Origin of the sequence: Streptomyces sp. DG1A-41 (assembly GCF_037055355.1) — a bacterium.
GTDB lineage: Bacteria > Actinomycetota > Actinomycetes > Streptomycetales > Streptomycetaceae > Streptomyces.
In genome coordinates this window covers 5,207,157-5,233,009 of record NZ_CP146350.1, presented here as the reverse complement: position 1 = coordinate 5,233,009, position 25,853 = coordinate 5,207,157, and the positions used below count along the sequence as shown (strand labels likewise).

27 protein-coding genes and 3 pseudogenes are annotated in these 25,853 nt (G+C 71.5%); 13 read left to right on the top strand and 17 right to left on the bottom strand.

Annotated elements, in window-relative coordinates; genetic code table 11:
- Nucleotides 1-228: 228 nt before the first annotated feature.
- Nucleotides 229-1,808, bottom strand: a pseudogene (dacB, locus tag V8690_RS24490) (D-alanyl-D-alanine carboxypeptidase/D-alanyl-D-alanine-endopeptidase).
- A 79-nt stretch (nucleotides 1,809-1,887) separates the two neighbouring features.
- Between dacB and V8690_RS24485 the strand changes: the two are divergent.
- Nucleotides 1,888-2,379, top strand: a complete 492-nt coding sequence (locus V8690_RS24485) for an inorganic diphosphatase (protein WP_046730908.1) — start codon at nucleotides 1,888-1,890, stop codon at nucleotides 2,377-2,379.
- Nucleotides 2,380-2,505: 126 nt separating this feature from the next.
- Nucleotides 2,506-4,203 (top strand): threonine/serine exporter family protein, encoded by a 1,698-nt coding sequence (locus tag V8690_RS24480; RefSeq protein ID WP_338782059.1) that lies wholly within the window; start codon nucleotides 2,506-2,508, stop codon nucleotides 4,201-4,203.
- A 59-nt stretch (nucleotides 4,204-4,262) separates the two neighbouring features.
- On the opposite strand, the gene V8690_RS24475 is transcribed toward V8690_RS24480, so the two are convergent.
- Entirely contained in the window at nucleotides 4,263-5,138 is an 876-nt protein-coding gene (locus tag V8690_RS24475) for a VTT domain-containing protein (protein WP_338782058.1), read from the bottom strand.
- 135 nt (nucleotides 5,139-5,273) lie between these two features.
- On the opposite strand from V8690_RS24475, the gene V8690_RS24470 reads away from it, so the two are divergent.
- On the top strand, nucleotides 5,274-5,639 hold the full coding sequence (locus V8690_RS24470) for a YbjQ family protein (protein ID WP_338782057.1): 366 nt from the start codon (nucleotides 5,274-5,276) through the stop codon (nucleotides 5,637-5,639).
- Between the two features lie 159 nt (nucleotides 5,640-5,798).
- Here the strand turns inward: V8690_RS24470 and V8690_RS24465 are convergent, their stop codons facing one another.
- The 3 genes and pseudogenes from V8690_RS24465 to V8690_RS24455 form a co-directional block, all read right to left on the bottom strand.
- Nucleotides 5,799-6,224: a hypothetical protein gene (locus V8690_RS24465; protein WP_338782056.1), complete on the bottom strand. Its 426-nt coding sequence runs from the start codon at nucleotides 6,222-6,224 to the stop codon at nucleotides 5,799-5,801.
- 405 nt (nucleotides 6,225-6,629) lie between these two features.
- Nucleotides 6,630-6,751 (bottom strand): annotated as a pseudogene (locus V8690_RS24460) (linaridin family RiPP); the annotation flags it as partial.
- Between the two features lie 189 nt (nucleotides 6,752-6,940).
- Nucleotides 6,941-7,384 (bottom strand): ABC transporter ATP-binding protein, encoded by a 444-nt coding sequence (locus tag V8690_RS24455; RefSeq protein ID WP_338785441.1) that lies wholly within the window; start codon nucleotides 7,382-7,384, stop codon nucleotides 6,941-6,943.
- Between the two features lie 188 nt (nucleotides 7,385-7,572).
- On the opposite strand from V8690_RS24455, the gene V8690_RS24450 reads away from it, so the two are divergent.
- Both V8690_RS24450 and V8690_RS24445 read left to right on the top strand, forming a co-directional pair.
- Entirely contained in the window at nucleotides 7,573-8,859 is a 1,287-nt protein-coding gene (locus V8690_RS24450) for an ion channel protein (RefSeq protein ID WP_338782055.1), read from the top strand.
- Nucleotides 8,860-8,886: 27 nt separating this feature from the next.
- Nucleotides 8,887-10,293 carry a glutamate decarboxylase gene (locus V8690_RS24445; protein ID WP_338782053.1) on the top strand — a complete coding sequence of 469 codons (1,407 nt, stop codon included), beginning with the start codon at nucleotides 8,887-8,889 and terminating at the stop codon, nucleotides 10,291-10,293.
- On the opposite strand, the gene V8690_RS24440 is transcribed toward V8690_RS24445, so the two are convergent.
- The 6 genes from V8690_RS24440 to V8690_RS24415 all read right to left on the bottom strand — a co-directional run bounded on the left by V8690_RS24440 (nucleotide 10,290) and on the right by V8690_RS24415 (nucleotide 15,763).
- Nucleotides 10,290-11,051, bottom strand: coding sequence for an ABC transporter permease (locus V8690_RS24440; RefSeq protein ID WP_338782051.1), 762 nt, complete (start codon nucleotides 11,049-11,051; stop codon nucleotides 10,290-10,292). The genes V8690_RS24445 and V8690_RS24440 overlap by 4 nt on opposite strands.
- Nucleotides 11,048-11,998 (bottom strand): ATP-binding cassette domain-containing protein, encoded by a 951-nt coding sequence (locus V8690_RS24435; RefSeq protein WP_338782050.1) that lies wholly within the window; start codon nucleotides 11,996-11,998, stop codon nucleotides 11,048-11,050. The genes V8690_RS24440 and V8690_RS24435 overlap by 4 nt, the downstream gene beginning before the upstream one ends.
- A 73-nt stretch (nucleotides 11,999-12,071) precedes the next feature.
- Nucleotides 12,072-12,713, bottom strand: coding sequence for a PadR family transcriptional regulator (locus V8690_RS24430; protein WP_338782049.1), 642 nt, complete (start codon nucleotides 12,711-12,713; stop codon nucleotides 12,072-12,074).
- A 24-nt stretch (nucleotides 12,714-12,737) separates the two neighbouring features.
- Entirely contained in the window at nucleotides 12,738-13,286 is a 549-nt protein-coding gene (locus V8690_RS24425; RefSeq protein ID WP_338782048.1) for a DinB family protein, read from the bottom strand.
- A gap of 116 nt (nucleotides 13,287-13,402) precedes the next feature.
- Entirely contained in the window at nucleotides 13,403-14,866 is a 1,464-nt protein-coding gene (locus V8690_RS24420) for an aldehyde dehydrogenase family protein (RefSeq protein WP_338782047.1), read from the bottom strand.
- Nucleotides 14,867-14,938: 72 nt separating this feature from the next.
- Nucleotides 14,939-15,763 carry a helix-turn-helix transcriptional regulator gene (locus V8690_RS24415; RefSeq protein ID WP_338785440.1) on the bottom strand — a complete coding sequence of 275 codons (825 nt, stop codon included), beginning with the start codon at nucleotides 15,761-15,763 and terminating at the stop codon, nucleotides 14,939-14,941.
- A 365-nt stretch (nucleotides 15,764-16,128) separates the two neighbouring features.
- Here V8690_RS24415 and V8690_RS24410 point away from each other — a divergent pair, with 365 nt between their 5' ends.
- Nucleotides 16,129-16,623 carry an ATP-binding protein gene (locus tag V8690_RS24410; protein ID WP_338782046.1) on the top strand — a complete coding sequence of 165 codons (495 nt, stop codon included), beginning with the start codon at nucleotides 16,129-16,131 and terminating at the stop codon, nucleotides 16,621-16,623.
- A gap of 93 nt (nucleotides 16,624-16,716) precedes the next feature.
- Here the strand turns inward: V8690_RS24410 and V8690_RS24405 are convergent, their stop codons facing one another.
- The 5 genes from V8690_RS24405 to rpmG form a co-directional block, all read right to left on the bottom strand.
- Nucleotides 16,717-16,935, bottom strand: a complete 219-nt coding sequence (locus V8690_RS24405; RefSeq protein WP_045296613.1) for a DUF397 domain-containing protein — start codon at nucleotides 16,933-16,935, stop codon at nucleotides 16,717-16,719.
- A 634-nt stretch (nucleotides 16,936-17,569) separates the two neighbouring features.
- A complete protein-coding gene (gene rpsR / locus V8690_RS24400) occupies nucleotides 17,570-17,803 on the bottom strand; it encodes a 30S ribosomal protein S18 (protein ID WP_338782044.1) in 234 nt (77 codons plus the stop codon).
- Between the two features lie 6 nt (nucleotides 17,804-17,809).
- Entirely contained in the window at nucleotides 17,810-19,003 is a 1,194-nt protein-coding gene (locus V8690_RS24395; RefSeq protein WP_338782042.1) for a GTP-binding protein, read from the bottom strand.
- A gap of 4 nt (nucleotides 19,004-19,007) precedes the next feature.
- A complete protein-coding gene (locus tag V8690_RS24390) occupies nucleotides 19,008-19,256 on the bottom strand; it encodes a type B 50S ribosomal protein L31 (RefSeq protein ID WP_059419097.1) in 249 nt (82 codons plus the stop codon).
- A gap of 3 nt (nucleotides 19,257-19,259) precedes the next feature.
- Nucleotides 19,260-19,424, bottom strand: coding sequence for a 50S ribosomal protein L33 (rpmG, locus tag V8690_RS24385; protein ID WP_010044249.1), 165 nt, complete (start codon nucleotides 19,422-19,424; stop codon nucleotides 19,260-19,262).
- A gap of 64 nt (nucleotides 19,425-19,488) precedes the next feature.
- On the opposite strand from rpmG, the gene rpmB reads away from it, so the two are divergent.
- The 4 genes from rpmB to V8690_RS24365 all read left to right on the top strand — a co-directional run bounded on the left by rpmB (nucleotide 19,489) and on the right by V8690_RS24365 (nucleotide 21,449).
- Entirely contained in the window at nucleotides 19,489-19,725 is a 237-nt protein-coding gene (gene rpmB / locus V8690_RS24380) for a 50S ribosomal protein L28 (protein ID WP_030235949.1), read from the top strand.
- A complete protein-coding gene (rpsN, locus tag V8690_RS24375; RefSeq protein ID WP_338782032.1) occupies nucleotides 19,725-20,030 on the top strand; it encodes a 30S ribosomal protein S14 in 306 nt (101 codons plus the stop codon). Before rpmB ends, rpsN begins: the two co-directional genes overlap by 1 nt.
- Nucleotides 20,031-20,194: 164 nt before the next feature.
- Nucleotides 20,195-20,734, top strand: coding sequence for a hypothetical protein (locus tag V8690_RS24370; protein ID WP_338782030.1), 540 nt, complete (start codon nucleotides 20,195-20,197; stop codon nucleotides 20,732-20,734).
- Nucleotides 20,735-20,900: 166 nt separating this feature from the next.
- On the top strand, nucleotides 20,901-21,449 hold the full coding sequence (locus V8690_RS24365) for a DUF4232 domain-containing protein (protein WP_338782029.1): 549 nt from the start codon (nucleotides 20,901-20,903) through the stop codon (nucleotides 21,447-21,449).
- 7 nt (nucleotides 21,450-21,456) lie between these two features.
- On the opposite strand, the gene V8690_RS24360 is transcribed toward V8690_RS24365, so the two are convergent.
- Nucleotides 21,457-22,557 (bottom strand): DUF2786 domain-containing protein, encoded by a 1,101-nt coding sequence (locus tag V8690_RS24360; RefSeq protein WP_338782028.1) that lies wholly within the window; start codon nucleotides 22,555-22,557, stop codon nucleotides 21,457-21,459.
- A 108-nt stretch (nucleotides 22,558-22,665) separates the two neighbouring features.
- On the opposite strand from V8690_RS24360, the gene V8690_RS24355 reads away from it, so the two are divergent.
- The 3 genes and pseudogenes from V8690_RS24355 to V8690_RS24345 all read left to right on the top strand — a co-directional run bounded on the left by V8690_RS24355 (nucleotide 22,666) and on the right by V8690_RS24345 (nucleotide 25,852).
- A complete protein-coding gene (locus V8690_RS24355) occupies nucleotides 22,666-23,298 on the top strand; it encodes a LysE family translocator (RefSeq protein ID WP_338782026.1) in 633 nt (210 codons plus the stop codon).
- A 66-nt stretch (nucleotides 23,299-23,364) separates the two neighbouring features.
- Nucleotides 23,365-24,107: pseudogene (locus V8690_RS24350) on the top strand (Clp protease N-terminal domain-containing protein).
- Between the two features lie 56 nt (nucleotides 24,108-24,163).
- A complete protein-coding gene (locus V8690_RS24345; protein ID WP_338782024.1) occupies nucleotides 24,164-25,852 on the top strand; it encodes a bifunctional 3'-5' exonuclease/DNA polymerase in 1,689 nt (562 codons plus the stop codon).
- Nucleotide 25,853 lies beyond the last annotated feature (1 nt).

Genomic DNA, 25,853 nt, shown 5'->3' with positions numbered 1-25,853 from the left:
TCGGCGTTGCAGGCCGTGCCCACCCGTTCCGCCCCAGCGGAACGACTGCCCACGGCCAGTCAAGTCGGCTGGCCAGGGCCGGGCAGACCGGCCGCCCACGGCCAGGCAGGTCGGCTGCCCACGGCCAGGCAGGTCGGCTGCCCACGGCCAGGCAGGTCGGCTGCCCACGGCCAGGCAGGTCGGCTGCCCACGGCCAGGCAGACCGGCCGCCCACGGCCGGGTAGGTGGTTACCGGCAGCCGCATGCCGCCAGCGTCGTTGCCGCCTTGTCCAGGGCCTTCTGGGCCGCCGCCGGGTTTCTGGTGTCGTTGGCCATGAAGGCGAAGGCCAGCAGGCGGCCGTCCTGGTCGACGACCGTGCCTGCGAGGGTGTTGACGCCGGTCAGGGTGCCTGTCTTGGCGCGGACGACGCCGGCTGCTCCGTCCGTGTAGCGGGTGGTCAGGGTACCGGTGAAGCCGGCGACGGGAAGGCCGGTGAGGGCCGGGCGGAGTTCGGGGTGCGCGGGGTCGGCCGCCTTGGCCAGGAGGGCGGTGAGCAGGTCGGCCGTCAGTCTGTCGGCGCGGTTCAGGCCGCTGCCGTCCTTGAAGGCGGCACCCTTGAGGGGCAGGCCGAGCTTGCGGAGCCGGGCGTTGATCGCCCGGTCGGCGCCGGCGAAGTCGGCCCGGTGGCCCGTGGCGATCGCCGTCTGGCGGGCGAGGGCCTCGGCGATGTCGTTGTCGCTGTGGGTCAGCATCCGTTCGACGAGGGCCGAGAGCGGGGGCGAGGAGACCGTGGCCAGGATCTGCGCGCGGGTCGTGGCCTTCGACGGGCCGGGGACGGTGGCCTTGATGCCGCGGGCCTTCAGGAGGTCCCCGAAGCGGCGGGCCGCGTCCGCGGCCGGGTCGGTCACGCGGGTGGCCGGGCCGCTGGTCGAGTCGTCCGTGCGGCCCTCGTCGGCCATCAGAGGGCTGACGAGGGCGAGGTTGGGATTGACCCCGATCGGGTGCTTCTGGGTTCCCGCGTAGAGGGTGGTGTCGTAGGAGAGCGTCACGTCGCGGACGCCGCGCTGGACCAGGGCCGCGGCCGTCCGGTCGGCCAGGGCGCGCAGGCTGGCCCAGCCGTCGGAGGCCTCGCGGGCCGTGAGGGTGGGGTCGCCGCCGCCGACCAGGACGACTTCCTTCGTGTCGGGTTCCAGCGCGGCGCGGGTGGTGAGGCGGTGGTCGGCGCCCAGCGCGGACAGCGCGGCGACGGCCGTGGCGATCTTCGTCGTCGAGGCCGGGGTGAGCGCGGTGTCCGAGCCCGTGCCGTACAGGCGCCTGCCGGTCGTGACGTCCACGACCGCCGCCGCCGGCCGGGGGCCGAGTTCCGGGTCCTTCAGAAGGGGCGCGAGGGTCTTGTCGAGGGCCTTGCCGTCCGGGGCGGACTTCACGGTGCTGACGCCGCCGAGGCCGGTCAGCACGGGTCCCGCGCTGGGGGCGGGCCGGGGCTGCGCGGGCGCGCCGGGGACGCGGCCGTGATCTGTGCCACCCGCGCGGCCCAGGGCCGCGGCCCGGTCCCGCTCGGCCGTACGCTGACCCGAGGAGTCCCAGGGCCGGCGGCGGTCACCACACCGGCGGCCAGTGCGAGACCGGCGGTGGTGGCGCCCGCGGTGTACTGCCAGGTCTTCGGCCGCGTGACCCGCGCGACCTGCGGTTTTCCGGCTCGGGCGAGCCGCGCGACCCGTGGTTTCGCGGCCGCGGCGGCCCTGGCCAGCCGCCGTCGTACGGCACCCGCGATCCGCACCACATGCGGCCTCGCGGCCCGCCAAGGACGCAGCTCCGGCACGACCACCAGCCCCTTTCGCGATCACACACCGGCGTGAGGGACACTTAACCACCAGAACTATGTGTTGATCATGGAGGAGCCACCGGTGGAGTTCGACGTCACGATCGAGATTCCGAAGGGTTCGCGCAACAAGTACGAGGTGGACCACGAGACCGGTCGTATCCGCCTGGACCGGCGACTCTTCACCTCGACCGCCTACCCGACCGACTACGGCTTCGTCGAGAACACCCTCGGCGAGGACGGCGACCCGCTGGACGCGCTGGTCATCCTGGACGAGCCGACCTTCCCGGGCTGCCTCATCAAGTGCCGGGCGATCGGCATGTTCCGGATGACGGACGAGGCCGGTGGCGACGACAAGCTGCTGTGCGTGCCGGCGACGGACCCGCGTGTGGAGCACCTGCGGGACATCCACCACGTGTCGGAGTTCGACCGCCTGGAGATCCAGCACTTCTTCGAGGTCTACAAGGACCTGGAGCCGGGCAAGTCCGTCGAAGGCGCCAACTGGGTGGGCCGTACGGACGCCGAGGTTGAGATCGAGCGGTCCTACAAGCGCTTCAAGGAGCAGGGCGGTCACTGACCCCAACCCTCTGATGCCATCGGGCCGCACGCCTGCGCGTGCGGCCCGTTCGTCCGTGTGTGCGCATACTGAAGGGCTGACGGGTACTGAGGCTGACGTGCAGTGTCGTACAGGGAGCGCCAGGCAGTGACGGACGCGGAGGACCGCAAGCCCAAGTCGGACGAGGCGAGGAGCATGTTCCTGCCTCCGGCGGGGGCCGCCGTCGACGGGGACATGTCGACGACGTCGGAGTTCGCGATCCCCGAGGGCCTCGCCGTCCCCAGGGTGACCGGTACGGAGTCCGAGGCGACGTCCGAGTTCGCCCTGCCGGAGGGGCTGGACGTCTCGCAGGTGCCCTCGGCGGAGCCGGAGGGGTCGGCGTTCACACCGCCGAGCACGTACAGCGCGAAGCACGCCCCGTCGGCGTTCACCCCGCCGAGCGGGATCCCCGTGGTCAGCCTGACCAAGGACGTGCCCTGGCAGGACCGGATGCGCACCATGCTGCGCATGCCGGTGGCGGAGCGGCCGGCGCCGGAGCCGAGCCAGCGCGGCGGCGACGACTCGGGGCCCGCCGTGCCGCGCGTGCTCGACCTGACGCTGCGTATCGGCGAGTTGCTGCTCGCGGGCGGTGAGGGCGCCGAGGACGTGGAGGCGGCCATGTTCGCCGTCTGCCGGTCGTACGGCCTGGACCGATGCGAGCCCAACGTCACCTTCACGCTGCTGGCGATCTCGTACCAGCCGTCGCTCGTCGACGACCCGGTCACGGCGTCGCGGACCGTGCGCCGCAGAGGCACCGACTACACGCGGCTGGCGGCCGTGTACCAGCTGGTGGACGATCTCAGCGACGACGAGACGGCGGTCTCCCTGGAGGAGGCCTACCGGCGGCTCGCCGAGATCCGCCGTAACCGGCACCCCTACCCCGGCTGGGCGCTGACCGGCGCGAGCGGTCTGCTGGCGGGTGCGGCCTCCGTGCTCGTCGGCGGTGATCTGATCGTGTTCGTCGCGGCCGCGCTGGGCGCGATGCTCGGCGACCGGCTGGCGTGGCTGTGCGCGGGGCGCGGGCTGCCGGAGTTCTACCAGTTCACGGTGGCCGCGACGCCGCCGGCCGCGATCGGGGTCGCGCTGACGCTCAGCCATGTGGATGTGAAGGCCTCCGCGGTGATCACCGGTGGGCTGTTCGCGCTGCTGCCCGGGCGGGCGCTGGTGGCTGGGGTGCAGGACGGGCTGACCGGCTTCTACATCACCGCGTCGGCGCGGCTGCTGGAGGTCCTGTACTTCTTCGTGGGCATCGTCGCGGGTGTACTGCTGGTGCTGTACTTCGGCGTGCAGCTGGGGGCCCGGCTGGACCCGGACGCGGCGCTCGGGGTCTCCGACGATCCGGTGCTGCTGATCGGCGCGTCGATGCTGTTGTCGCTGGCCTTCGCGGTGCTGCTTCAGCAGGAACGATCCACCGTGGTGTGGGTGACGCTGAACGGGGGTGTCGCGTGGACCGTGTACGGCGCGATGCACTATGCGGGGGACATCTCGCCGGTGGCGTCCACGGCGGCGGCGGCGGGGCTGGTGGGGTTGTTCGGGCAGCTGTTGTCCCGGTATCAGTTCGCTTCGGCCCTGCCGTACACGACCGCGGCGATCGGGCCGTTGCTGCCGGGTTCCGCGACGTACTTCGGGCTGCTGGCGATCGCGCAGAACAAGGTGGACGCGGGGCTGGTGTCGCTGTCCAAGGCGGTGGCTCTGGCCATGGCGATCGCCATCGGGGTGAATCTGGGGTCCGAGATCTCGCGGATGTTCCTGCGGATCGGGTCTGCGGAGAAGCGACGGGCCGCCAAGCGGACCAGGGGGTTCTAGGGCCTGTCGTTCGGATCAGGCCCTAGCTCCGTCCGCGGCTGCCGGTCGTGCGTGGCTTGTCAGTAGCCGCCGTTGTAAGGGGGCTGGCCGCCCCCGCCCTGCCGGGTGCCGTACGGCTGCTGGTGGCCGTAGCCCGGGCTCTGGGGGTACTGGCCGTAGTACTGCTGGTCGTTGTAGCCGTTCTGGTTGCCGTACGGGGGCTGCTGCGGCTGCTGCTGGTGGGGCTGGTCGTCCGGGGTGATGCGGCGGAGCTGGGTCGTCGCGTCGTCCATGACCGGGGGGTAGGGCTGGGCCGCCGGGGTCTCGGACGCCGCGCGCTTCCTCTTGGAGCGGTCGCGGAGGTACTCGATGATGATCGGGACGATGGAGAGCAGGACGATCAGGATGAGGATCGACTCGACGTTCTTCTTGATGAAGTCGATCTGGCCGAGCCAGTAGCCGGCGACCGTGACACCCGTGCCCCAGGCGATGCCGCCGATGATGTTGTACGTGAAGAACGTGCGGTACTTCATACGGCCGGCACCGGCCACGATGGGGGCGAAGGTGCGCACGATCGGGACGAAGCGGGCCAGGACGATCGCCTTGGGGCCGTACCTCTCCATGAACTCGTGGGCTTTTTCCAGGTTCTCCTGCTTGAAGAGCTTGGAGTCGGGACGGTTGAAGAGCTTCGGGCCCAGGAATTTGCCGATCATGTAGCCCACTTGGTCGCCGACGACGGCGGCGATCACGATCAGCGTGCAGACCAGCCACAGGGGCTGTGTGATGTAGGTGCCCTCGGCCACGAAGAGACCCGCCGTGAACAGCAGGGAGTCGCCGGGCAGGAACGCGAAGAGCCCGGACTCCGCGAAGACGATGAGCAGGATGCCGGGCAGGCTGAACGTCGAGATCAGGTAGTCCGGGCTGAGCCACTCGGGGCCGAGCGCAAGCGTGGTCACGGGGATGTGGCTCCTGCTGCTGAGGGGTACGGGCTGGGGCTGACTGCTTCAAAGTATCAACGCGGCCGTCATGGCCCAGGTTCCATGGGCGTACTCAGGATGCACTGTGAGCCGTCCCGGTCAAAGCTGTGTGCCATGGGCATCGATGAATACGGCGGTGGACAGGGCCCCCAGCCCGACGTCCTCGTCGTCACCACGAACGACGTACCCGGCCACCGCGTGCGGGAGGTGCTCGGCGAGGTCTTCGGCCTGACCGTCCGGTCCCGGCACCTGGGGAGCCAGATCGGCGCCGGGCTGAAGTCGATGGTCGGCGGTGAGCTGCGCGGTCTCACCAAGACGCTCGTGCAGACCCGCAACCAGGCCATGGAGCGACTCGTCGAACAGGCACGCGCGCGTGGTGCCAACGGTGTGCTCGCGTTCCGCTTCGACGTGACGGAGGCGGCGGACGTCGGCACGGAGGTGTGCGCGTACGGCACGGCCGTGGTGATCGAGCTCGAGTAACCCGCTCGTACGCCCTCGGCGTCACCCCTCGTGACGGGCCGGCTCCGCGCGCTTGTCGTTCTGGGCGAAGACGTAGAGAAGCGCCGGGTGAGTGGCGCCGAAGGCCAGCACAAAGCGGTTGAGGCCCATGAAACTGGCCGATCCCCAGGTGGAACAGCGTCATCGAGCCGAGAAACGCCTTCGCCGCGGGCCCGGGCAGCACGAAGACCAGCGGGAACGAGACTCTGCGGCGATCGTTCCCCAGGTCACGAGCTTTCCCGCCATCGGGTACTTGTACACGAGCCGGTAGACACGCTCGTCCCCGTAGTTGCGCGTACGGATGACTCCGCTGAACGCCTCTCCGCTGAGCCAGACCGGGGAAACGAGCTTGACCACGCCGGACGCGATGTAGGAGATGGTCGTCTCCAGAGCCAGCGCGCGCATGGCCACGTCGCGGGCCTTCTCGCGGTCCTTGAAGGTGCCGGTCGAGGCAAGGACGATGTTGATCACTTGCTGGAGCTGGTCGGCGCCGTCGCCGCCGAAGGGGGAGCGCAGTCGTCCGGCCGCGCCCGTCACCGCCAGAACGGCACTGCCCGCCGTGCGCACTCCGCGCTTGTGACCCCAGATCAGCGTGGCGGCGGAAGCACCCGCCTGTACCCCGTACAGGGTGACCGCCGCCTGCCGGATTCGAGGGCGCGCGTCAGCCGGGGGAAACGCTTGGCGAACTTGGGGCGCATGTTGGCCAATTGGCCGCTCAGCATTTCGCCGTCTTCGAACTTACGCGTCTGGCTCAGCATTTCCAGTGCGGAGACCAGCGTACCCAGCGAAGCCACTCGGCGTGCCGTGACCTCGGGCGGAGCGCTGAGGAACATGGATGAGTGCTCCCGATGGTGTGATGCGAGTACGGTGGATACGGAAAGCGGCGGCACGGTATGCGTATCGGGCGTACCGCCGCGTCTTTCATCGGGCGGAGCCGGCGATGCCGGTCAGCATCACCTGCCGGCCGATGGTTCAGCCCGCGAGGTCGTTCGTGACCTCGTTGAACGCGTACGCGGTCGCGGCGGTCACGGCGACGCCCTCAGGGGTGGCGAGGGTGGCCGTCGGGGTGAGCATGGTCGGGTCGCCTCGTTGCCGAAACGGCCCGGGGGCACGTCGGCCAGCTCGGTGTTGGCGAAGTCAGCCACAACAGACATTGCTGTCCTCCTTCTCTCGGAAAAGCTCAGAGCGAGTCCTCCAGTCGTTCGGCGGGAGGGCGCGGACTCACGCGGCACGAGGGTGCCGAGTGAGTGAGCAGCTTCCAGTCGAGGGGGTTGATCGACGCGCTATGCGGCCAGCCGGGACGGCGCCTCGGCGGGGGTGACGTCTCCCTCCTGAGGGAATGCCATGGAGACGAGGACGGGTTCGATGTGCCGGTCTTCCGGGCTGAGGCCGGCCATCTCCACCGCCTCCCGGATGGCGTCGTCGCCGGCGTGGGGATGGGCGTAGGTCAGGTTCTCCCGGACGGTGCCGCGCATGGCCGCGCTGTCCTGCTGGACGTAGCCCACCAGCCCGCGGACCGTGTCGAGGGGCAGCGCCTCGATGTTCCGCCCGCTGAGCAGAACGCTGCCGCCGTCCACCGGGTAGAAGCGTTCGATCAGCTGGAACATGGTGGTCTTGCCCGCGCCCGAAGGCCCGACCACCGCCGTCAGCCCGCGCGCCGGCACGCTGAACGAGACGCCGTCGAGAACCCGCGTCCGCTCCGCCCGCTTCCCTCGCCGGTAGACGATGATTGACCGGCGAGCGGGCGGTCATCGCATTGCGGGGGAAATCAAGCGGACCGGCGAAAGTCAAGCGCGCTCCTTTCACTTGGCGCGTTTACCGGCGACCACCCGAGATGCTTCACGGTGGGCCTCACGCCACGTGAGACGCAGGCGTGTTTCCTGTTTGTCCCTTTTGGCCCGTTTATCGTGTGCCCGTGGTCCAGGACTCCGCGCGGCAGGCGCCCTCCGTCACCCCCGCGGCTCCCGCCCGCGCCCTGTTGCCCTCGATCCTGCCCGCACTGGCCGTGGGCGTGGTGTCCAGCCTGCTGCTGGTGGCGGTGGAAGTCGCCGCCGAGAAGCTCCAGGGCGTGCTGTGGCGGACCGTACCGGACGCGCTCGGGGTCGGCCGGTACTCGGTGGCGTGGATGGTGGTGATGCTCGTCGCGACCGGGGTCGCGGTCGGGCTGGTGGTGTGGAAGGTGCCGGGTCACGCGGGCCCCGATCCGGCCACGGTCGGGCTGGACGCCCCGGTCCTGCCGCCCGCCGTGCTGCCGGGGCTGCTGCTGGCGACCGCGCTGATGCTGGCCGGCGGGCCGAGCCTGGGCCCCGAGAACCCCATCATCGCCGTGAACGTCGGCCTGGCGGTCTGGCTGGGCGGCCGGGCCCTCCCCCGGGCGCCGGGCCGGATCTGGCCGGCGCTGGCGGAGGCGGCGACGATCGGCGCCCTGTTCGGCACGCCCGTGGCCGCGGCCCTGGTGATCTCCGAGGTGCTGGCCCGGCAGGAGACGCGCGGGCTGCTGTGGGACAACCTGTTCGCGCCGCTGACCGCCGCCGCGGCCGGTGCCCTGACCGCGACCCTCGTCGACCACCCGAGCTTCGACCTGGACCTGCCGTCCTTCGGCCGGCCCGGGTGGGCCGACCTCGCCGCGGCGCTCGTGGTCGCCGCCGCCGGTGCGCTGCTCGGCCTGTGCGCCGTGCGCGCCTTCCCGTACGTCCACGGTGCCTTCCGCCGGCTGCGGCACCCGATGCTGATGCTCCCGGCGGGCGGGGCCGTGCTGGGCTGTCTCGCGGCCCTGGGCGGCCATCTGACGCTGTTCAAGGGGCTCGACGAGATGGCCGAGCTGGCGCACGACCCGGACGGCCGGTCGGCCGGGGAGTTCGCCGTCCTGACGGTGGTGAAACTGGCCGCGCTGCTCGTCGCCGCGTCCTGCGGTTTCCGCGGCGGGCGCATCTTCCCGGCCGTGTTCGCCGGCACCGCCCTCGGTCTGTGCGCGCACGCCCTGGTGTCCGGCGTGCATCCCGCCGTGGGTGTGTCCGCCGGTGTGCTCGGGATGCTGCTGGCCATCACCCGGCAGGGCTGGATCAGCCTCTTCGTCGCCGCGGTGCTGGTCGCCTCGCCGGGGATCCTCGCCCTGCTCTGCGTCGCCTCGTTGCCGGCCTGGCTGCTGGTCACCGGCCGGCCGCAGATGCAGCTCCACCCGGACGGCACGCCCGTCCGCTGACCCCCTCTCGACCCCCTGGAGGCTCCCTTGCCGCTCAACGAAGGCCCGCGCCGGCCCGGCGAACGCCGCCTGTCCGTCAATCCCTTCTACGGCCCCGCCAACCCGGTCGGCGACATGGCCGAGGCCCCGCCCACGCACCGGCTCCCGGACCAGTCCATGGCACCGGCGACCGCCCACCAGCTGGTGCGCGACGAGCTGATGCTGGACGGCAACGCGCGGCTGAACCTAGCCACCTTCGTCACCACCTGGATGGAGCCGGAGGCCGGAGTGCTGATGGCGGAGTGCCGGGACAAGAACATGATCGACAAGGACGAGTACCCGCGCACGGCCGAGCTGGAGCGGCGGTGCGTGGCGATGCTCGCCGACCTGTGGCACGCGCCCGACCCGGCGGCGGCCGTGGGCTGTTCGACGACCGGGTCGAGCGAGGCGTGCATGCTCGCCGGGATGGCGCTGAAGCGGCGCTGGGCGCGGCGCAACGCCGACCGGTACCCGGGAGCCCGGCCCAATCTGGTGATGGGCGTGAACGTGCAGGTCTGCTGGGAGAAGTTCTGCAACTTCTGGGAGGTGGAGGCCCGGCTGGTCCCCATGGAGGGTGAGCGGTTCCACCTGGACCCGCAGGCCGCCGCCGAGCTGTGCGACGAGAACACCATCGGCGTCGTCGGCATCCTGGGCTCGACCTTCGACGGGTCCTACGAGCCGGTCGCCGAGCTGTGCGCGGCGCTGGACGCGGTGCAGGAGCGGACCGGGCTCGACATCCCCGTGCATGTCGACGGGGCGTCCGGTGCCATGGTCGCGCCGTTCCTCGACGAGGACCTGGTGTGGGACTTCCGGCTGCCGAGGGTGGCGTCGATCAACACCTCGGGGCACAAGTACGGCCTCGTCTACCCGGGCGTCGGCTGGGCGCTGTGGCGGGACGCGGACGCGCTGCCGGAGGAGCTGGTGTTCCGGGTGAACTACCTGGGCGGCGACATGCCGACGTTCGCGCTGAACTTCTCCCGGCCGGGCGCACAGGTCGTGGCGCAGTACTACACGTTCCTGCGGCTGGGCCGGGACGGCTACCGGGCCGTGCAGCAGGCCGCGCGGGACGTGGCCACGGGGCTCGCCCGGCGGATCGAGGCGCTGGGCGACTTCCTGCTGCTGACCCGGGGCGAGCAGTTGCCGGTGTTCGCCTTCACGACCGCGCCGGACGTGACGGCGTACGACGTCTTCGACGTCTCGCGGCGGCTGCGCGAGAGCGGCTGGCTGGTGCCCGCGTACACCTTCCCGCCGCACCGGGAGGACCTGTCCGTGCTGCGGGTGGTGTGCCGCAACGGCTTCTCGGCGGACCTCGCCGAGCTGCTCGCCCAGGACCTGGAACGGCTGCTGCCGGAACTGCGCCGGCAGCCGCGCCCCTTCACCCGGGACAAGGACGCGGCCACCGGTTTCCACCACTAGCGGCTCAGCCGACCGAACCTCCGTACCGCCAGCGGGAAGAACACCGCCAGCAGGACGAGGGGCCAGACGATCGCCGCCCACACGTGCCCGGGCTCCGCGCCGGGGGTGCCGAACAGGTCCCGGACGGCCGTGGCCGTGTGGGACATGGGGTTCCACTCGACGACCGTGCCGAGCCAGCCGGGCATGGTGTCGGGGAGGGCCAGGGCGTTGGACAGGAAGCCGACCGGCCAGACCAGGATCTGCACGGCCTGGACCATCTCCGGCTTCCCGGCCACCAGCGCCAGGTGGATGCCGATCCACAGCATGGCGAACCGGAACAGGAGCAGCAGGCCCACGGCGCCCAGGAAGGCCACCGGGCCGCCGTGGACCCGCCAGCCGAGCGCGGCGCCCACGCCGATGAGCACCAGCAGGGCCAGCGCCGACTGGAGCATGTCGGCGGCCGAACGGCCCACCAACACCGCTCCGTTGGCCATGGGCATCGAGCGGAAGCGGTCGATGACGCCCTTGTCGAGGTCCCGGGTGACGGCGATCATCGTGCCCTCCAGGCCGAAGGCCATGGTGAGCGCGAGCATGCCGGGGATCAGGTAGTCGCGGTACTCGCCGCTCACTCCCCGGCCGCCGCCGATCAAATAGCCGAACATGAGCAGGAGCATCACGGGGAAGATCAGGTTGACGACCAGCTGGACCGGCTGCCGTCCCCAGCGGGCGAGTTCCCGGCGGGTCATGGTCCAGGAGTCGGTCAGGGCGTGGGCGGTCACGCGGCCTCCTTCACTCGGCGGTCGTCTCCGGTGAGGTGCAGGAACACCTCGTCCAGCGTCGGGCGGCGCAGGGCGACGTCCTCCGCCTCGATGCCGGCCTCCTGAAGGGCCCGTACGACCCCGGAGAGCGCTTCCATGCGGTCGATCACGGGGGCGCTCAGCAGACGGCGGTCGGTGTCGACCGTGACCCCCGTGAGGGGCAACAGGGCGACGGCCGCTTCCAATTGGCCCGCGTCGCGCAGGACCACGTCGATGCGGTCGCCGCCCGTCTCCGCCTTCAGCGCGTCCGCCGTGCCCTCGGCGATGACCCGGCCGGCGTCGACGACCGAGATGCGGTCGGCGAGCTGGTCGGCCTCCTCCAGGTACTGCGTGGTGAGCAGGACCGTCGTACCGCCGCCGACCAGGGAGCGAACGGAGTTCCACACCTCGGCGCGGCCGCGCGGATCGAGGCCGGTGGTCGGCTCGTCCAGGAACAGCACCTCCGGTTCGGTGATCAGGGAGGCCGCGAGGTCCAGGCGCCGCCGCATGCCGCCGCTGTACTGCCGGACCGCCTTGCGGCCGGTGTCGGCCAGGTCGAAGCGCTCCAGGAGCTCGTCGGCACGCGCGCGTGCCCGCCTGGCGCCCAGGTGGTGCAGCCGGCCGAACAGCTCCAGGTTCTGCCGGCCGCCGAGCTCCTCGTCGAGTGCGGCGTGCTGGCCGAGCAGGCCGATGCGCAGCCGTACGGCGTACGCCTCGCGCACCACGTCGTGCCCGGCCACCTCGATCCGGCCCGCATCGGGTCGCAGCAGCGTGGACATCACCCTCACCAGGGTGGTCTTGCCCGCGCCGTTCGGGCCGAGCACCCCGTGCACCGTGCCGCGCGCGACCCGCAGGTCGAGCCCGTCCAGCGCCTTCTTGTCGCCGTATCTCTTCTCCGCGCCTTCGACGGTGATCGCCGTGTCGGCCACAGGAACTCCCTCGCTAGTCAAACTTGACTACGAGGATGAAGGTAACCCGGCCTCACCCATTCGGCAAATTTGATTAGTGGTCGTCCCCGGGATGCCGCTCCCCCGTCGCGTACGGGTTCTCCGCGTCCTCGGCCAGGACGCCGACGAACGGGTCGCCCTCGTCGGCGAAGGTGTAGGCGCCGCCCTCGATGCGCTCGATGAGACCGCGGGTCCACTCGGCCTCGGAGTGGGCCGTGTGGACCCACATGTTCATGATCTCGCCGATGTGGCCCAGCTGTCCGGGCCCCTCCTCGGGGACGTAGTGCTCCAGGACGGAGGCCCGCCACTGCTCGATCCGCAGGGTGCGCTCCTTCAGCAGCGCGACCGCCTCCGCCCGCGGCAGGTCGACGACGAAGCCGACGGCGGCCGTCTTCACGTCCCCCCGCTGGTCGTACGTGACCAGCGCCTCGCGCAGCAACCGGAAGTACTCCTCGGTCCCCGTCTCGGTGATCTCGTACTCCGTGCGCGGCGGGCCGCCGGCCGTGGACGGGGCGACCTCGTGCGCGTGCAGCAGTCCCTGCTTCGCCATCTGCTTCAGGGCGTGGTAGATCGAGCCGGGCTTGGCGTTGGACCACTCGTGCGCGCCCCAGTACTCCAGGTCGTTGCGCACCTGGTAGCCGTGGGCCCGCCCGTGCATGCGGACCGCGCCGAGCACGAGGAGACGGATCGCTGACATGGGGCCAGCGTAGAACCAGGGAGGTCAGGCCCAGGAGCTGCCCTGCTCCTTCGCCACCAGTTGGAACGCGGTGGCACCGTCCAGCGACTCGCGGATGATGTCGGCGTGGCCGGCGTGCCGGGCCGTCTCGCGGATCAGGTGCAGGCACAGCCAGCGCAGCGAGAGCCACTCGTCCTTCGGGTTCCAGGACGTCTTCGCCAGCAGGAAGGTGTCGTCGAGGCTGGGAGCCGAGCGGATGAACGACTCCGTCTCGGCCGCCACCTTCTCGTAGTACGCGAGACAGGACTCCACGGTCTCGTCGCCCACCAGCCGGAAGCACTCGTGCCAGTTCGACTCGTCCCGGTGGACGGCCGGCGGCTCGCCCTTGGCCCGGGCGATCCAGCCCTGCTCGACCTCGGCGACGTGCTTGAGCAACCCGGCCAGCGACAGCTCACTGGCGCTGGGCGTGCTCACGGCCTGCTCGTCCGTCAGCCCGAGCACGGTCCGGCGGATGCCGCCGCGCTGCTCGGCGATGAAGGAGAGCAACGCGCCGCGCTCGTCGCCGTGTGCCTCCGCGGGAACGTGAGTGACCATGACCGCCGCCTTTCGCCGGATCCGGGGGCCTCTCCCTCGGCACCGTACGAAGCTACGGGCCCTTGCGGTCAGGTTCTGTCCGCAAGGGCCCGGCACGCGAAAGGCGCGGAAAGGGCTCAGAACGGGAACCCGCTCCGGCCGTGCTGCACAGAGATCCACTTGGTCGTGGTGAACGAGTCCACCATCGTCTCGCCGTTGAGCCTGCCGAGGCCCGAGTGCTTCTCGCCGCCGAACGGGACGATCGGCTCGTCGTGGACGGTGCCGTCGTTCACGTGGAACATGCCCGTGTCGATCTGCTTGGCGAAGTTCACGCCCCGCTCGATGTCCCCGGTGTGGACGGCACCGCTCAGGCCGTACGGGGTGTCGTTGACGAGGCGTACGGCCTCCTCCTCACCGTCGAAGGGGACGAGGAAGGCGACCGGGCCGAAGATCTCCTGCCGCAGCAGGGCCGAGTCGGCGGGCAGGCCGGTCAGGACGGACGGCTCGACGAGGTTGTCGGTGCGCCCGCCGCGCACCAGGGCCGTGGCGCCCTCGGCGAGGGCCTGCTCGACCGCGCCCGCGACGGCGTCCGCCTGCGAGGAGTTGATGACCGGGCCGATGACGGTCTGAGGGTCGCGCGGGTCGCCCGCCTTGAGGGTCTTCACCTTGGCGACGAACTTCTCGGTGAACTCGTCGGCGACGGACCGGTCGACCAGGACGCGGTTGGCGGCCATGCAGACCTGGCCCTGGTGGACGTACCGGCTGAAGACGGCCGCGTCGACCGCGTAGTCGACGTCGGCGTCGTCGAGGACCACCAGTGCGCTGTTGCCGCCCAGTTCGAGGACCGAGCGCTTGAACAGCCGGGCGCAGACGGTCGCCACGTGCAGGCCGACCTGGTCGGAGCCGGTGAAGGAGATGACCTTGGGCACCGGGTGCTCCAGGAAGGCGTCGCCGATCTCCGCGATGTCGGTGATGACGACGTTCAGCAGACCGCCGGGCAGCCCCGCGTCCTCGAAGATCTTCGCGACCAGGGAGCCGCCGACGATCGGCGTGTTCTGGTGCGGCTTGAGCACCACGGCGTTGCCGAGCGCGAGCGCCGGGGCGACGGACTTGATCGACAGCAGGAACGGGAAGTTGAAGGGGCTGATCACGCCCACGACACCGACCGGCACGCGGTAGACGCGGTTCTCCTTGCCGTCCACCGGCGAGGGGAGGATCCGGCCCTCGGGGCGCAGTGCCAGCTGGACCGCCTCGCGCAGGAACTCCTTGGCGAGGTGCAGTTCGAAGGCGGCCTTCAGACGCGTCCCGCCGAGCTCGGTGATGATCGCCTCGGATATCTCGGCCTCACGCTCCTCGATGAGCCTCAGGGCCTTCTCGAAGACGGCACGGCGGGCATAGGGGTTGGTCGCGGCCCATTGCTTCTGGGCACGGGAGGCCGCCCGGTACGCCTGGTCGACCTCGTCGACCGTGGCTATCGTGATCGACGCGAGCTTCTCGTCGTCGTACGGGTTGAAGTCGATGATGTCCCAGGAACCGGTACCCGGGCGCCACTCACCGTCGATGTACTGCTGTGCAAGGTCGGTGAAGTAGGACGACGACATGTGATCCCTCGATCCCTAGCAGACCCTCGATCGCGCCTTCACGATCTGATCACACGTCATCGTACTTATGTTTCAGGAGAGTTGGAGGAGCCCTCGGAGAAGATCCCGGCTCTCCGAAGGGCCCGGGCTGTCGCTCTGGAGCTCCTTGAGCGCCTTCTCGTACTGGGCGACGTCCTCGGGCTTGTCCAGGTACAGCGCACTGGTGAGCTGCTCCAGGTAGACGACGTCCGAGAGGTCGGACTCCGGGAAGCTGAGGATCGTGAACGCGCCACTTTCGCCGGAGTGGCCGCCGAGGCTGAACGGCACCACCTGCAGCCGCACGTTGGGCCGCTCGGAGACCTCGATGAGGTGCTGGAGCTGGCCGCGCATCACCTCGCGGTCACCGTACGGGCGGCGCAGGGCGGCCTCGTCCAGGATGATGTGGAAGTCGGGCGCGCTCTCGTCGACGAGGTGTTTCTGCCGCTCCAGGCGCAGCGCCACGCGCCGCTCCACGTCGGCCTCGCTCGCACCCTGCATGCCCCGCCGGACCACCGCGTGCGCGTACGCCTCGGTCTGGAGCAGGCCGTGCACGAACTGCACCTCGTACGCCCGGATCAGCGAGGCGGCGCCCTCCAGGCCGACGTAGGTGGGGAACCAGCTGGGCAGCACGTCCGAGTAACTGTGCCACCAGCCCGCGACGTTGGCCTCCTTGGCCAGGGACAGCAGGGAGGCGCGCTCCTGCTCGTCCGTGATGCCGTACAGCGTCAGCAGGTCCTCGACGTCTCTGGTCTTGAAGCTCACCCGGCCCAACTCCATCCGGCTGATCTTCGACTCGGAGGCGCGGATCGAGTAGCCCGCCGCCTCGCGCGTGATGCCCCGCGCCTCACGCAGTCGCCTGAGTTGTGATCCGAGCAGCATGCGCCGCACCACCGATCCCGGCTCTCCCGCGCTCACGTTCGCCAGCCTCCCCAACGTCTTCAGGGGCCGAAGTCTGCCACTAAAACACTCCGAGCAGTACTCGTCCGGTTACGGAAACGGAATCGCGCCAGGGGACGCACGCGCGCGGAAAGCAAGAAAGTGACAAGCGAACGGGCAGACGGGGGCGCGAAGATGACGGAAAAATTGACCAACAAGCGGTACGGGACGACTCATTCCGGTCACGTGCACGTGCATCTGCCCTTGCATCTGCTGTACGCATCCGAAACCATGGTCCCGCACCACCGCCGCATCGCACCGACCGCGAATTCCCGGGAGTGCCTCGCATGGGGACGAATGGATCGACCATGCTCGAGCCTTTACGGCAGGGCCTTCCGCCGCTGGACCCCGCGGCCGTGTCCGACGCCGCCTCCTGCGCTCTGCCCGCCCGCTACGAAGCGGTGCGCGAGGCACGGCAGTTCACCCGCAGAACCCTCGACCAGTGGGACCTGGGCGACCGTTTCGACGACGTCTGCCTGGTGGTCTCGGAACTCGTCACCAACGCCCTGCGGCACGGCCTGCCGGCGAGCCCCCGGTGCTTCACCGGTCAGGAACCTTCCGTACGGCTGCACCTGATGCGGTGGACCGAGCGACTGGTGTGCGCGGTGCGCGATCCCAGTCACGACAGTCCCGTCGCCCGGGAGGCCGACGACTTCTCGGCCGAGTCGGGCCGGGGGCTGTTCCTCGTCGACTCCTTCAGCGACAGCTGGGGCTGGCATCCGCTCGCCGGCGCGCTCAGCGGCAAGGTGGTCTGGGCGCTGTTCCGGCTGCCGCAGCCCGGTTCGGGGCCGAACACGGAATGAGAGACCGCGGCGCTTCCTGGCGCCGCGGTTCTACGCGCGTCGTGGCACGTTGAGTACCGATTGCCCTGTTTTGCGGAGGGGTTTGTCGGAGCGTCAGCCCCCCACCAGGTGGTCGAACTCGCCGTCCTTCACGCCCAGCAGCATGGCCTCGATCTCCGCACGGGTGTAGACCAGCGCGGGGCCGTCGGGAAAGCGCGAGTTGCGGACGGCCACGTCACCGCCCGGCAGCCGGGCGAACTCCACGCATGAGCCCTGCGAGTTGCTGTGCCGGCTCTTCTGCCAGGCCACACCGTGCAGCCCGGCGGCCGCCATACCGTTGTACACGTCGTGGTCCACAGGTCGCTCCCCGGTGGTGCACTGGCTTGTGTGGCCATTGATGCAGTGGTCAACTGACCCGGATCATAGCCCTGTTCATGTGCAGATGCATGGGCAGATGCACGTGCACGTGGGGTGGTCCTCCGGTTACAGCTTTGACGACCGCTTTACCGAAAGCTCATGCCTGTTTGACGGGTCCACACCGCCGCGCGTTCCCTATCGCCTGCGACGAAGTCGGCGGGTTCGGCGGAGGTGTCGTGGAGGCGGAGCATCCGCTCGGCGGCGGGGACGGGCGCCGGGGCGGTGGCGAGGCGCGAGAAGCGGGAGCTGGGGCGTGGGGCCCGGGGCCTCGGGCAGGGCCGGCCGGTCTCCATGCGGAAGACGGCCGCAGGATGCGGGGGCGGGGAGAAATGGGCCGCGCGGATGACCGTGACGTCGTCCTCGGGGCCGGTGCCGGGGTCGGACCATCGCCGGACACCCGGTAGGCCACCCGGCCCTGACGGACCGCCCGGCGTGCGCACCGTGCGGCCTCGCGACCAAAGCATGAGGTTCCCCATGCGTCAAGCGTGGGGAACCTCACCCGGGCCGGAGGCGCTCAAGCGGCTGCCGTGCGGCAGCCGCGGAGTGAGCCTCAGCGGCCGGCGTACGGCAGCAGCGCCATCTCGCGGGCGTTCTTGATCGCCCGGGCCAGCTGCCGCTGCTGCTGGGCCGACACGCGGGTGACCCGGCGGCTGCGGATCTTGCCGCGGTCGGAGATGAACTTCCGCAGCAGGTCGGTGTCCTTGTAGTCGATGTACTCGATCCCGGCCTGGTCCAGCGGGTTGGGGCGGTTCTTGACGGGCTTGCGGTCGATCTTGCGGGGCATCTCGGGTCAGACCTCCAGGAGGGTGTCGAAGGCGTGCGGCAGCCGCTGCCAGGCGTCGCGCCCGGCCGCGTACTCGGCGTCGGTCAGCAGGCAGGACTCCAGCAGCCGCTCCAGGCCGTCCCGGTCGAGGCCGGGCGAGGTGAAGACCAGGTGCTGGCCGCGGTCGCCGTGCTCGGGGTGCCAGTCCAGCGCGGCGGCGGCGCGGCGCACCGGCGGGACCATCTCCCAGGCCGCGTCCGGCAGGGAGGCGAGCCACGGCCCCGCGCTCTCCACGCACAGCGCCCCGCCCGCCGCGTCCCAGTGGAACAGCGTGTCGGGCTTGTCGGCGAGCCAGAACCGGCCCCGGCTGCGGGCGGCCGCGCAGGTCAGGTCCTCCAGGGCGGCGTAGAGCCGCTCCGGGTGGAAGGGGCGGCGCTGCTGCCAGACCAGGGTGGAGACGCCGTGCGCGTCGGCCTCGGCGGGGAGCAGGGCACACGCGGGGTGCTGGGCGGCCGCCGCCGACTCCACGTCGAAGCCGGCCAGGGCGGCCTCGGCCAGCGGCGAGAGCGGGCGCCGCCGCGGGGCCGGAACCGTCAGACCGTCGCCGTCCGGGTACGCCGGGGCGTCCTGCCCGATCAGGGCCTGGCGGGCCGTCGGGTGCAGCTGCGCGAGCAGCTCGCGGTCCTCGTCGTCGGCCTCCGGGGACTCGGCGATCGCGAGGACGGGGGCGTACTCCAGCTGGCGGGCGAAGGTGTCGGCGACCGTGCGCTGGTCGGTGGCGGCGGCGGCGAGACCGCCGTCGGCCAGGTCGTCGCCGTTGCCGAGGTACGGCAGGACCAGGGCCGGGTCGACGGCGGTGACCACGCCGGTGACGGTGAGCCCGCCGGCCGTGACGACCTCGGCCATGGCCTTGGGCTCGACGGAGTCCCACAGTTCGACGACGGCCAGGGGCGTTCGCCCGGCGTCCGCGAGCCGCTCCAGCTCCGGGACCAGGTCCTCGCGCAGGGCACAGCAGGCGCAGTCGTTGACGAGCGGCGCCTCCCCCGCGTCCAGGACGCCGGTGGCGTCGCGGACGGTCCGTACGACCGCGCCGGCCGCGGCCGTCGCCAGGTCGTGGTGGAGGGCGACGCTGCCGGGCACGTCGGCGAGCAGCCGGGCCACGGCCGCCCTGCGGGCGTCGGCGTGCAGGCCGCCGACGATCACGACGGAGAGCTCGGGCACGGGGTCAGCCCTTCTTTCCGTACCGGCGCTCGAAGCGCTCCACGCGTCCCGCGGTGTCCAGGACGCGGGCGGTGCCGGTGTAGAAGGGGTGGCTGACGTCGGAGATCTCGACGTCGACGACCGGGTAGGTGTTGCCGTCCTCCCACTCGATGGTCTTCTCGCTCGTCATGGTCGAGCGGGTGAGGAACGCGTAGTTCGCGGCGCGGTCGCGGAAGACGACGGGACCGTAGTCCGGGTGGATTCCCTTGCGCATGGGTCAGCGCTCCTCTCGGAAGTCGACGTGGCGGCCGACCACCGGATCGAACTTGCGCAGGGTCAGTCGGTCCGGGTCGTTGCGACGGTTCTTGCGGGTCACGTAGGTGTAGCCGGTCCCGGCCGTGGACCGGAGCTTGATGACCGGCCGGAGTTCATTGCGTGCCATGCCGCTATGCTACTGAAAATGAATTCCATTTACATCACCTGAGCCAGAGAGGTACGTCACCACCATGTCCGCGCACTGCATGCTGACCGGCACCCAGCCCGGCTTCGGCAACCGCATCTCGCACTCTCACCGGCGCACGTCACGCCGGTTCGACCCCAACATCCAGACCAAGCGCTACTGGCTGCCGAGCGAGGGCCGGTACGTACGCCTGCGGCTGAGCGCCAGGGCGATCAAAACCGTCGACACGATCGGAGTCGAGGCGGCCGTCGCCCGGATCCGCGCCCGGGGAGTGAAGGTCTGATGGCGAAGAAGAGCAAGATCGCGAAGAACGACCAGCGGCAGGAGATCGTCGCGCGGTACGCCGCCCGGCGGGCCGAGCTGAAGGAAATCATCCGGCGGCCGTCGTCCACGGAGGCCGAACGGCTCGCCGCGCAGGCGGAGCTGCGCAGGCAGCCGCGCGACGCCAGCGCCACGCGGGTGCGCAACCGGGACCAGGTGGACGGGCGCCCGCGCGGTTACTTCCGGGCGTTCGGGCTGTCCCGGGTGAGTCTGCGGGAGCAGGCGCACGCGGGGTATCTGCCGGGGGTGCGCAAGTCGTCCTGGTGAGCCAGGGGTTCTCCCGGCGCCGCCGGGCCGGTGAGAGGCCCCGGGGGTTCGCCCCGGGGGCTCTTGACCGGCCCTGGTAGCTTGCTGCGGTCGGTCCGGCAAGGGCCGGCGGGCTCCGCCGGGGCCGGTCGGCCGGTACAGCTTGGGGGCTTGCAGTGACTTCGGTGATCTTCTCGCGTCGCCCGGGAGCGCGCCGGCGCGTGCGGGTCGCGGCGGCGGCCGCGGGTCTGGCGGGCGTGCTCGTGCTGTCCGCGTGCAGCGGTGCCGGCGACCCCGGGGACGACTCGGCGTCCAGCCCGGCCCCGTCCGCCACGGCGTCCGCCGGAACGGGCGGCGACTCCGGCTCCGGTTCGGACTCCGGGTCCGGCTCCGGTTCCGACGGGGCGGCCACCGGCGGGCTCGAGGGCAGCTGGCTCGCGACGACCGGGGGCAAGGCCGTGGCCCTGGTGATCACCGGCAAGCAGGCCGCGCTCTTCGCCACCGGCGGCAGCGTGTGCAGCGGCACGGCGGGCGAGGAGTCCGGGATGCGGATGATCCGCCTGAAGTGCACGGACGGCAGCAAGGACCGGACGACCGGCATGGTCGACTCCGTGAACGGCAAGAGCCTCAAGGTCACCTGGGAGGGCGGCCTCGGCGCGGAGACGTACACCAAGGCCGAGGGCGGGAAGCTGCCGACCGGGCTGCCGACGGCCGGCCTCGGATAGGAGCGCCGGGGTTGTTGCGGGCGGGGGCTGTTGCGGGCGGGGGTTTTACGGGTGGCGGTTTGGAGGCCGCCCCGATGAGCGCCCGGCCCGGGTGCGTGACGATGCCTGCGTCCGCGATGATCCGTGCGTCGGAACCGCTCATCGCCATCACGCACCCGAGGACCCCATGCGCACCCTTCCTCCCCTCGCCCTGGCCGCCGCCCTCGCGGCCACGCTCCTGCTGACCGCCTGCGACGACGCCAAGACCAGTGCCGACGACGCCAAGACCGCGGACCGGCCGGGCGGTTCGGCCTGCGCGATCGGCGACTTGGGCGTGGAGGTCGGGGCCGGCGCCGCCCCGGCGGCCGGGGACACCGGCAACGTCACCGTCACCCTCACCAACAACGGCGCCCCGTGCACGCTGAAGGGCTTCCCCGCCGTGGACCTCGCGGCCGGGGACAGCACGACGTCCGTGTCCCCGGAGGAGGGCGCGAAGGCCCAGCCGCTCACGCTGGGGAAGGGCGGCACCACGTCCTTCACGATCACCTACGTCCGGGGCGAGGCCGGCTCCGCGAAGAGCCTTGCCGTGCGGAAGGCGTCCTTCACCCTGCCCGGCGCCCCCGAGGACGCGCACGACCTGACGTGGTCGTACGGCGAGGTCGCCCGGAGGGACGGGAGCGGCAGCGGCGGCGCGGCGCAGGCCTCGGTGAGCGGCTTCGAGTCCTCGGGCGACTGACGACAGGTCAGCGCAGCGGTGGGCGGTGGCCGACCTGGGCGTGGTCCGCCGCCTGGGTGCCCTCCGTCCAGCCCGCCGCGTCGCTCACGCCGCGCAGGCGGGTCGTGGTCGTTTCCGGGAACATCGAGTCCAGCCGGCCGGTGACCGCCACGTCGCGGGAGGCGAGGACCGGGAGCAGGTCCTGCGTCACCTGGGTCTCGGCGGCCGCCGCCAGGCGGGTGCCGATGCGGTGGGCGTAGGCCGCGAGGAAGGACTGCCGGAACGTCTTGGTGCGCTTGCGGCCGGCCGCGCGCTGGGCGGACTCCGCCTTCGTCATCGCGGTCGTGGCCTGCACGAGGAGTGAGGTGTAGAGGAGTTCGACCGCTTCCAGGTCGGTTTCGAAGCCGACGACGGTGGAGAAGCCGAGTGGCTCGTTCCACACCGCCCGGCAGTGGTTGGCGGCGGCCACGGCGTCCAGCAGTACCGCCTTGGCCTGCTCGTACGGCGGTTCGACACCGATACGGCAGGCCCCGGGCGTCTCGGGCGAGGGTGCCCGGGCCGCGAGCAGCGCCTCGTCGACACTGTGCCGGGCCATCAGCTCCTGCGCCTTGGCACTGAGCGCCTCCGCCTCCTCCGGGAACCCGGTGGCCTCCGCCTTGGCGAGCAGGGCGCGGATGCGGCCGAGCATCCGGGACTCGGTCTTCGGCTCCCCGGGTGACTCGTCGAGGGACTCGAGCGCGGGCAGGCGCAGCAGCAGGCGGTACAGCTCCAGCACGGCGGTGGCGTACGAGAAGCGGTCGGTGCGGGGCGGGGCGTCGGCGGGGAGCTCCGCGAGCTGCGCGCTCCAGCGGCGGCCGCGCGGGCGGTCGTGCGGCGCCTGCGCCCGGATCAGCGCCGCCACGAGGCGTACGTGCCCGTCGTCCAGCTCCCGCCGGACGGTCCGTACGACATCGGCCGGCTGCCAGCCGCGCCGCCAGGCCGCCGCCACGAACTCCTCACCGCGCCGGGCGAGTTCGGCGTCCGCCGCCGGATCGGACGCGAGCAGGGACGCGCCGGTGTCGAGGGCCGTCTCGCCGCTGTCGTACAGGGCGGCCTCGAACGCGCGGTCGACGGTGGTGGGCGTACTCACGGGCCGATGGTGCCACGCCGGCGCGGACGGCCCGGCATGCGCGACCTCGTACGTCTCACTCCCCGGAATTGGGTCGTCCGCGCGCGGCGGGGCATCGAGCATGGCCGCATGGTGGACATGTCTCTGTACGCGGCGTTCCTCGTCGCCGCCTTCGCGCTCTGCATCACCCCCGGCCCGGACATGATGTTCATCGTGGCGATGGGCGGACGGGGCGGGCCCGCCGCCGGGGTCATGGCGGCACTCGGGGTGGCGTGCGCGATGCTCGTGCACGCGGTCGCGGCGGCTCTCGGTCTGTCGGCCCTGTTCACGGCGTTACCGACGCTGTACCACGTGCTGCGCTGGGCGGGCGCGGCCTATCTGCTCTATCTGGCGGTGAAGGCGTTCCGCGACCGTTCGGTGCCGGGCGAGGAGGGGGCGGGCGCGGTGGGGGCGGGAAAGAGGCGGGCGTTCTGGCAGGGCGCGATGACCAACCTGCTCAACCCCAAGGTGATCCTCTTCAACGTGGCGTTCCTGCCGCAGTTCGTGGACCCGTCGCTCGGCCATGTCCAGGGCCAGTTGCTGCTGCTCGGCGTCACGCTCGTCGTGATGGGCTTCCTGTGGGACGGCAGCATCGGCCTGCTCGCGGGGCGGCTGTCGTCCTTCCTCAGGCGCAGTGCCCGGGTGAACCGCTGGCTGAACATCGCCTCCGGAGCCGTGTTCACGGGGCTGGCCGTGCGGTTGGTGGCGACTTCTCCGAAGTAGAGGCGAGGGACGCCGGCTGTCAACCCACGGTTGACACCCCCCGGGAGCGCAACCTACGGGTGACACATGACGACGAACCCCGACATCACGTCATCCGTACGCCTCGACGACCTCATCGCGGCGATCAAGACGGTTCACCAGGAACCCTCGAACAGCTCCAGGACGCGGTGCTCGCCGCCGATCACCTCGGGGAGGTGGCCGACCATCTGATCGGCCACTTCGTGGACCAGGCCCGGCGTTCGGGCGCCTCCTGGACGGACATCGGCAAGAGCATGGGGGTCACCCGGCAGGCCGCGCAGAAGCGCTTCGTGCCGAAGGAGTCGGCCGACCTCGACCCGAGCCAGGGCTTCAACCGCTACACGCCCCGCGCCCGCAACACGGTGATGGCCGCGCACAACGAGGCCAAGTCCGCGCGCAACGCCGAGGGCGTGCCCGAGCACCTCGTCCTCGGCCTGCTGGCCGAGCCCGACGGTCTCGCCGCGAAGGCGCTCGTCGAGCAGGGCGTCTCCCTCGACACGGTCCGCGAGGCGGCGACCGCCGCACTGCCGCCGGCCGTCGAGGAAGTCCCGGAGCTCGTACCGTACGGCCAGGCCGCCAAGAAGGTCCTGGAGCTCACCTTCCGCGAGGCCCTGCGCCTCGGCCACAACTACATCGGCACCGAGCACATCCTGCTCGCCCTGCTGGAGCACGAGAACGGCGAGGGCGTCCTCAGCGGCCTCGGCATCGGCAAGGAGCGGACCGAGCAGTACGTCGCCCGCGCGCTGGAGAAGATCGTGCAGGCGCAGAAGGACACGCTGGACGAGTCCTGACACCGCCCGGCGGGTGGCGAGGGGGCGTTGTCAGACCCCCCTGTCACACTCGCAGCATGGCCGACCGGTGGGCGCTCGCTCCGGCCGAGGACGGTGGCGTGGACGTCGCCCCCCTCGGTCCGGACGGGCTGCCCGCCGGGCCGGCGCGGCGGGAGGGGGATCCCGCCGAGGCCATGCGGAGCCGTCCCGGCGTCACGCGGTGGGTGTGGCGGTCCACCGCCGAGTTCTACCCGCGTCTGCTCGCCACGGGGGTGCGAGTCGAGCGGTGCTACGACATCGAGGCCGCCGAGACGCTCCTCCTCGGCCACGAGGGGCGGTACGGGGAACCACGCTCGGCCGCGGCCGCCCTGGCCCGGCTGCGCGGCGGCCCCGTACCGCCCGATCCACCGCAGCGCTCCGCCGAACCGGGCTCCCAGTCCTCCCTGTTCGAACCGCAGGGCGTCCACCTGCCCCTGACGGACCTCCTCGCGGTCTACGCCGAGCAGCAGCGGCGGCACGAGAGCGCCGAGCACCCCGACCGGATGCGGCTGCTGACGGCCGCCGAGTCGGCGGGCATGCTGGTGGCCGCCGAGATGAACCGCGCCGGGCTGCCCTGGCGCGCCGAGGTCCATCGCGCCGTGCTGCACGACCTGCTGGGCGAGCGGTACGCGGGCGGCGGTGAGCCGCGCCGCCTGGCCGAACTCGCCGACGAGGTGTCCGCCGCGTTCGGCCGCCGGGTCCGCCCCGACCTGCCGGCCGACGTGGTCAAGGCCTTCGCCCAGGCCGGCATCAAGGTCTCCTCGACCCGCCGCTGGGAGATCGAGTCCGTCGACCACCCGGCCGTGAAGCCCCTGATCGAGTACAAGAAGCTGTACCGCATCTGGGTCGCCCACGGCTGGTCCTGGCTCCAGGACTGGGTGCGCGACGGCCGGTTCAGACCCGAGTTCCTCGCGGGCGGCACGGTGACCGGGCGGTGGGTGACCAACGGCGGGGGCGGGCTCCAGATCCCCAAGGTGATCCGGCGGGCCGTGGTCGCCGACCCCGGCTGGCGGCTCGTCGTCGCCGACGCCGACCAGATGGAGCCGCGCGTCCTCGCCGCGATCTCCCGCGATCCCGGCCTGATGGAGGTGGCCGGCCGGGAGAGCGACCTGTACCAGTCCGTCTCCGACCGCGCCTTCTCCGGCGACCGCGCCCAGGCCAAACTCGCCGTGCTCGGTGCCGTCTACGGCCAGACCTCCGGCGACGGCCTGAAGAACCTCGCCGCGCTTCGACGCCGCTTCCCGCGTGCCGTGGCGTGCGTCGACGAGGCGGCCCGCGCCGGCCAGGAGGGCCGGCTCGTGCGGACGTGGCTCGGCCGGACCTGCCCGCCGGCGGCCCGGGGGACGGACGACGCGACCGAGGAGGCCGGCATCCCGGCCACCGACGAGGAGCAGCCCGACAGCGGACAGTGGGTGCCCGGGTACGCCTCCACCGACGCCCGTGCCCGCGGCCGCTTCGCCCGTAACTTCGTGGTCCAGGGCAGCGCCGCCGACTGGGCCCTGCTGCTGCTCGCCGCGCTGCGGAGATCGTGCGCGGGGATGGCGGCCGAGCTGGTCTTCTTCCAGCACGACGAGGTGATCGTGCACTGCCCCGAGGAGGAGACGGCCGCGGTCGTGACGGCGATCCGCGAGGCGGCGGCCCTGGCCGGTCGGCTGACCTTCGGGGAGACGCCGGTGCGGTTTCCGTTCACGACGGCGGTGGTGGAGTGCTACGCGGACGCCAAATAGC